The sequence below is a fragment of the Salinivibrio costicola subsp. alcaliphilus genome, assembly GCF_001996185.1.
Classification (GTDB): Bacteria; Pseudomonadota; Gammaproteobacteria; order Enterobacterales; family Vibrionaceae; genus Salinivibrio; species Salinivibrio costicola.
Window position 1 is genome coordinate 1 of sequence record NZ_MUFR01000073.1, and the last position, 5,836, is coordinate 5,836.

Here is a 5,836-nt window from a genome sequence, read left to right on the forward strand (position 1 = left end):
TTCAACGCAAGCGAATGATGTGCGCGATGGACCAAGAGTACTTAGCGACCGTGCTGGGAAGCCTTTCATGACGCGGATGTTCATGCGTTTTCCGTGACCCAGTGGATTGCGCAAGGTAAAGGCTTATTGCGCGATCTCAAACGGCTTCTCAAGTTGTCTAAGGTGGGCTAATTATGGCAACACGTCGCTACCAACTCGCCGTCTTATCGACACTGATACTGGCCGTGCTGGTGGTTGGGCTGGGCGCGTTTACCCGTTTAACTGAAGCCGGACTTGGCTGCCCTGATTGGCCCGGATGTTATGGCCACTTGGGTGTGCCCGACAGTGGAACTGTGCAATCGGTGGCGATGTTGCGGTTCCCCGACGCGCCCTTGGATGTGACGAAAGCGTGGAATGAAATGCTGCACCGCTATGTCGCAGGCACCTTAGCATTGGCTATTTTTGCGTTGACTTGGATAAGCTGGCGACGCTCCGATTATCGGGCATTACGGCCGCTGACCACGCTGCTGAGTGTGGTGGTAGTCATGCAAGCGGCGCTCGGGATGTGGACGGTCACCTTAAGCTTAATGCCGGTGGTGGTGATAGCACATTTGCTCGGTGGCTTCACTACGGTGTGTTTGCTGGCTTGGCTTGCGGTGTTGGCAGGGGCAATCAAGCTGCCCGTTATGCAAATATCGCCGCCCGCACGCCGCGTGGGCAGTGTGGCAGTGGTCGCCGTGATCATACAGATAGGATTGGGCGGTTGGACCTCAGCAAATTATGCCGCCACGGTCTGTACGCAGTTACCTATCTGCGAAAGCCCTTGGTGGCAGCTTTTCACCCCCTCGGCGTTTAATCCTATCAGCCCTCACAGCGAGACCTACCAGTTTGGCGTACTGAATCATGCCGAGCGGGTGACCATTCATGCCACGCACCGTCTCGGCGCCATGGTGGTCACCGCATTAGTGCTCGCTTGGGCATGGATGCTGTGGCGTGCTGGGGCGCGTGCGCTGGCAATGGCAGTGAGTGGTGTGTTGGCGATTCAAATTACGTTGGGCGTGACCAACGTGGTCGCGTTGCTGCCGCTAAGTGTGGCGGTGGCGCATAACCTCGGTGGATTGTCGCTACTGGCCATATTACTGCTCTCCCGGTTTTTATGTCTTTCACCGTCGGCCCGACAAGGATCTCACCATGGCACAGTATCAACGCACCGCTAATGTATCGACGCCTGCTGGCGCTAATTGGCGTGATTATTACGAGCTCACCAAACCGCGCGTGGTCGCCATGCTGCTTCTCACCGCGCTGGTGGGGATGTGTTTAGCCACGCCCGGCTGGCCACCCTGGTCGGCGGTGCTGGTGGGATTATTTGGCATTGGCGCACAAGCCAGTGCTGCGGCGGTGTTTAATCACGTGATCGATTGGAAAATTGATACCAAAATGCAGCGTACCCGCCATCGTCCCGTTGCTGAAGGCCGTGTCAGTCAAGGCGCCGCTTTGGTGTTTGCGGTGGCACTGATGGTGAGCGGCTTTATTACCTGTTGGTGGCTGAATCCGCTCACCGCGTGGCTGACCTTTGCCAGCCTGGTGGGCTATGCGTTGGTATACACCCAGTGGCTTAAACCCGCGACACCGCAAAACATTGTCATTGGCGGTTTGGCCGGCGCAATGCCGCCACTACTTGGTTGGACGGCGGTGACAGGCGAGGTCCACGCGCATGCGCTGCTGCTGGTGATGATTATATTCACGTGGACGCCGCCCCACTTTTGGGCGCTGGCGATTCATCGGCGCCATGATTATGCCAAAGCCGATGTGCCGATGCTGCCCGTCACCCACGGGGTTCGCTTTACTCAGACCATGGTTTTGCTTTACACCTTATTGCTGGTGGTGGTAGGGATTTTCCCTTGGCTGACCGGGATGAGTGGTTGGCTCTATCTGGTGGGCGCGACTGCCCTTAACCTCGTTTTTGTCGGCTATGCTTGGCGACTGAAAACCCAGTCGCAAAAAGGCATCGCATGGCAGACTTTTAAGTTTTCGATATGGCATATCTTCGCGACCTTTGTGGTGCTGCTTGCCGACCACGCGTTGCGCTATTAAGTGGCGCTATTGGAGGGACTACTTAAGCCCTTTTGCCGACAGTACCGTGGCTTTGTCGGCGACAAACGAGACCTTAATGTGTTTGCCATCACCGCCCCACACGCAATGGGTTAATCCCATGGTGTCATCACATTGGCTTGGCTTGCCAACGTGAGCAACTACCACGTCATAACTCATGCCGACCTCTAACTGATCGTAGTTTTGCTTAGTCACTTTCGAGCAACCGGCCAGAAAGACGACCAAGACACAGGCAAAAAAGACGCGCATAACAATACCTCACTCACTGATGTGATCAAAAAACAGGCCTCATGGCCTGTTTTGCTATTAACGTGGTGGTGTCTATTAGTAGTAAGAGTGATCGCCCCGGGCGTGCTCGGTCACATCGCGCACACCGTGTAGCTCACCACTAAATTCAGCCAATAGCTGCTTTTCAATCCCTTCTTTCAAGGTCACATCCACCATGGAGCAACCGTTACACCCGCCACCAAATTGGAGGATAGCCACCGAATCATCAGTGATTTCAATCAGGTTCACATGGCCGCCATGGCTGGCAAGTTGTGGGTTTACCTGGCTTTGAATCACATAATCGACGCGCTCCATCAAAGGTGCATCATCGGCGACTTTACGCATTTTGGCGTTCGGTGCTTTCAGCGTGAGCTGCGAGCCCATTTTATCGGTGACAAAGTCGATCTCTGCTTCGTCGAGAAAAGGGAGACTCAGTTCGTCGATAAACGCAGAAAAACCGTTGAATTTTATCTCGGTATCACTGCTTTCTACCGCTTCCGGCGGACAGTATGAGACACCGCACTCTGCGTTTGGCGTGCCTGGATTGACAACAAACACGCGAATATGGGTGCCCTCGGGCTGCTGCTCAAGCAACTTCACAAAGTGGCTTTGTGCATTTTCTGAAATATTGACTTCTGACACGACAAATACCTGACTAATCCAGTGTGTTTTATACAGTGTACTCCGGTTTGCTTTGGCTATCACCCCTCGAACCATGTGGCTACTTTATGTGCAGGGGTAGCACGCTTACCGCTAGGGTAGATCGGTACGGGCCAAACAGTAAACATCGATCGTTTTTGCACCGGCTTTGCGCAGTAATCGACATAATTGCGATACCGTTTGTCCGGTGGTGACGACATCGTCGACGACAGCGACATGAGAAGCGGGGAGCGGGCCATGAAGAGAAAAAGCACCACGCAGATTATGTAACCTGTCTTGCCGACTGAGACCTTGTTGTGGCGCGGTATGTCGGGCGCGAGATAAGTACGTATCCACCACCCGAGTATCAAGGTTGTCGGCAAGTGCCCAAGCCAAGTGCAGACTTTGATTAAACCCTCGTTGCCAACGACGTCGCCAATGCAGCGGCACCGGCAACAGCACCGGTGCGGGGGTGAGAATACGATCACTGAGCTGCTGGGCAAACGGCAATGCCAGCTCGAAGGCTCCTTGGTATTTGAACGCGTGAATTAATTGCGGGAGAGGATCATGGTAGCCACTGATAGCAACCAAGCGGTCCCAAGCTGGCGGCTGGCTGAGGCAGGCGCCACATCGCGCTTGTGGTTGTGAAACAGGCAGTCCACAACACTGACAAAGTAAACACTGATGATGGGCATCCCAACACGCATCACAGCACAGGGAGTGATGGGCAGGCAAGGCGAGGTGGCAAACGGGACACTGTAAGGGCAAGAGTTTGCCTCGCCAGTGGGTCAGTACACGTGTAAAGCGCCGTGGCACGATTGTTGATATCATAAGCGTCCTGAGTAAAAAGTAATCAAGGCAGTGTAAACATGGCGGAATGTGATTGGCAGTCGCACGGGCAAGGACCCGATCTGGTTCTCATTCATGGTTGGGGCATGAACAGCGCAGTGTGGTCATTAATCTTGCCGTACCTAACACCACACTTCCGGGTGCACTGTGTTGATTTACCCGGTTTTGGCTATAGCGCGGCAAAACCGGGGCTTATTATCGAAGATCTGGCACAAGTGTTGCTTAAAGAATCACCAGTAGATGCAACTTGGATAGGCTGGTCGTTAGGTGGGTTAGTGGCAACACAAGCCGCGCTTTTATCGCCACAGCGTGTAACTGGATTGGTTACCATCGCCAGCTCACCCAAGTTTGTTGCCGAACCTGGGTGGCGAGGAATTAAATCTGGGGTGCTCAGTGACTTTGCTCGTCAGCTTGAGCGTGACTTTTCGCTGACAGTTGAGCGCTTTATGGCGCTGCAAGCGATGGGATCACCGACCGCGAAAAAAGACGTAAAAGCGCTTAAGCAAGCGGTATTTTCGCGGCCAACACCGGACCCTCGTGCGCTTGCGGATGGCTTAGCCATGTTAGCGGACACGGATTTGCGTCAGGGCTGTGGCGCTATCAAGGTGCCTTGGTTGAGAATGTATGGGCGGTTAGATGGTTTAGTGCCGGTGTCGGTGGCTGATGCGGTATCAACATTGGCTCCGGACTCACACAGTGAGGTCCTGACACACAGTGCTCACGCGCCGTTCGTGACTGAGCCTGAAGCGGTGGTAGACAAGCTAAAAGCCTTTTTAGGCAACAAGTTGCCGGCAACATAGCCAGTGCGGATCATTTTTTTGGTAGAATTGACTCAATCCTGTCACGGTTCTGCCGATAAGTTAACTATGTCACTTGTTTTGGCATAAGGAGAGACCATAATGAACGTAGGTAACGTTGGGCAGTCTCCGGCGTATCATCAAGCGATGAAGTCCAAAACGCCGGCACAGCCGCAGCAAAATGCGGACAAACAAGCTGAACAGGTGTCCAAAGCCAATACTTTTAAGGATCACGTCGCAAAAGCGAATGGGGTCAAAGAAGGTGATAAACCGGCTTCGCCTCAAGCCGCAAAACACCATGTTGACGTGAAAGGCGGCGCTGACGTGAAAGACGGCGCCAACGCTGGTGCGGTCGCTAAAGCCCAAGAGGGAAAAGAGCCGGAAGAAACGTCCGCCGTAAAGTCGTTTACCTACGGCGCATTGGGGATGGATCATCCGGAGAAAGTCCAAGAAAGCGATGATTCATCGTACACTGCGGGTAAATTTGTGTCGGCCTTAGGTACAATAGGTACAATACTCGCGGTTATCGTCTAAACTGATAGAAAGACGACAAGGCCGCACTGACAATTAGGCCTTCAGCTGGTGTGGGAGGTAGCATCAGATGAACATATCGCCAGCCAGCGTCAGTATTCCAACTGTCGCGCCATCGGTGAACCCGCCAACGGAGCAAGTTGCGCGGGACAATCGCTTGCGCGAAAAAATCGTCCCTGCTAAGTCATCTCCCGAGCCCGACAATGGTAAAGCCCCTTCTGATCAAGATAAGCAGCTGGGACGTTCATCCTGGGATCCTGCCCAACACCCCAACTACTCGCTGGACTATCAGCGTGACTCATTAACGCATGCCGACTACGATGGCGCCAATATCGCAGGCCGTATCGATGCCATAGCACGCACGGATCCCAGTGAGCAAGCTCGCCAAGATAATGGCTACACGATGGGCTTAAAAATGCCCGAAGAAGTGTTAGAAAAAATTGAGCAGCTAAAACGGTTTGAGCAAACGCGTGCGGTAGTGGCGATGCGCTACCAGCAGGCAAGCGTGGCGAACATGCCCTCCGAAGTATTGATTGTGATTTAATGCGATCCAGACCTTAAGCCCAGGGAAAACGCATGAAGATCCGCGCCATACCTGGGCTAGCAACTTAATGACTAAATTGTCACTTAGGGCTGAAAACCGTGCGTTATGCCATATTTAT

8 protein-coding genes are annotated in these 5,836 nt (G+C 53.5%); 5 read left to right on the plus strand and 3 right to left on the minus strand.

All coding sequences use genetic code 11. The annotated features are described in order from the left end of the window. Nucleotides 1-173: 173 nt before the first annotated feature. Nucleotides 174-1,196 carry a COX15/CtaA family protein gene (locus BZJ21_RS14905; protein ID WP_077670208.1) on the plus strand — a complete coding sequence of 341 codons (1,023 nt, stop codon included), beginning with the start codon at nucleotides 174-176 and terminating at the stop codon, nucleotides 1,194-1,196. Next, nucleotides 1,171-2,073, plus strand: a complete 903-nt coding sequence (gene cyoE / locus BZJ21_RS14910) for a heme o synthase (RefSeq protein WP_077670209.1) — start codon at nucleotides 1,171-1,173, stop codon at nucleotides 2,071-2,073. Before BZJ21_RS14905 ends, cyoE begins: the two co-directional genes overlap by 26 nt. A gap of 18 nt (nucleotides 2,074-2,091) precedes the next feature. On the opposite strand, the gene BZJ21_RS14915 is transcribed toward cyoE, so the two are convergent. The 3 genes from BZJ21_RS14915 to BZJ21_RS14925 form a co-directional block, all read right to left on the minus strand. After that, entirely contained in the window at nucleotides 2,092-2,340 is a 249-nt protein-coding gene (locus BZJ21_RS14915; protein ID WP_077461480.1) for a DUF3862 domain-containing protein, read from the minus strand. Nucleotides 2,341-2,415: 75 nt separating this feature from the next. Continuing rightward, complete coding sequence (gene nfuA / locus BZJ21_RS14920; protein ID WP_174566351.1) at nucleotides 2,416-3,075, minus strand: Fe-S biogenesis protein NfuA; 660 nt, start codon at nucleotides 3,073-3,075, stop codon at nucleotides 2,416-2,418. Nucleotides 3,076-3,111: 36 nt separating this feature from the next. Then, nucleotides 3,112-3,828: a phosphoribosyltransferase family protein gene (locus BZJ21_RS14925; RefSeq protein WP_077670210.1), complete on the minus strand. Its 717-nt coding sequence runs from the start codon at nucleotides 3,826-3,828 to the stop codon at nucleotides 3,112-3,114. 38 nt (nucleotides 3,829-3,866) lie between these two features. Between BZJ21_RS14925 and bioH the strand changes: the two genes are divergently transcribed. The 3 genes from bioH to BZJ21_RS14940 all read left to right on the plus strand — a co-directional run bounded on the left by bioH (nucleotide 3,867) and on the right by BZJ21_RS14940 (nucleotide 5,718). Further along, nucleotides 3,867-4,646 (plus strand): pimeloyl-ACP methyl ester esterase BioH, encoded by a 780-nt coding sequence (gene bioH, locus BZJ21_RS14930; RefSeq protein ID WP_077670211.1) that lies wholly within the window; start codon nucleotides 3,867-3,869, stop codon nucleotides 4,644-4,646. Between the two features lie 99 nt (nucleotides 4,647-4,745). Next, the gene (locus tag BZJ21_RS14935; protein ID WP_077670212.1) at nucleotides 4,746-5,177 is read left to right on the plus strand and encodes a hypothetical protein; all 432 of its coding nucleotides are present in this window, start codon (nucleotides 4,746-4,748) and stop codon (nucleotides 5,175-5,177) included. 67 nt (nucleotides 5,178-5,244) lie between these two features. Further along, complete coding sequence (locus tag BZJ21_RS14940) at nucleotides 5,245-5,718, plus strand: hypothetical protein (protein WP_025744367.1); 474 nt, start codon at nucleotides 5,245-5,247, stop codon at nucleotides 5,716-5,718. The last annotated feature ends 118 nt before the right edge of the window (nucleotides 5,719-5,836 follow it).

What these genes read in the sequence shown, in the direction of transcription:
- BZJ21_RS14905 (WP_077670208.1), top strand. Translation starts at nt 174, where the DNA reads ATGGCAACACGTCGCTACCAACTCGCCGTCTTATCGACACTGATACTG.
- cyoE (WP_077670209.1), top strand. Translation starts at nt 1,171, where the DNA reads ATGGCACAGTATCAACGCACCGCTAATGTATCGACGCCTGCTGGCGCT.
- BZJ21_RS14915 (WP_077461480.1), bottom strand. Translation starts at nt 2,340, where the DNA reads ATGCGCGTCTTTTTTGCCTGTGTCTTGGTCGTCTTTCTGGCCGGTTGC.
- nfuA (WP_174566351.1), bottom strand. Translation starts at nt 3,075, where the DNA reads ATGGTTCGAGGGGTGATAGCCAAAGCAAACCGGAGTACACTGTATAAA.
- BZJ21_RS14925 (WP_077670210.1), bottom strand. Translation starts at nt 3,828, where the DNA reads ATGATATCAACAATCGTGCCACGGCGCTTTACACGTGTACTGACCCAC.
- bioH (WP_077670211.1), top strand. Translation starts at nt 3,867, where the DNA reads ATGGCGGAATGTGATTGGCAGTCGCACGGGCAAGGACCCGATCTGGTT.
- BZJ21_RS14935 (WP_077670212.1), top strand. Translation starts at nt 4,746, where the DNA reads ATGAACGTAGGTAACGTTGGGCAGTCTCCGGCGTATCATCAAGCGATG.
- BZJ21_RS14940 (WP_025744367.1), top strand. Translation starts at nt 5,245, where the DNA reads ATGAACATATCGCCAGCCAGCGTCAGTATTCCAACTGTCGCGCCATCG.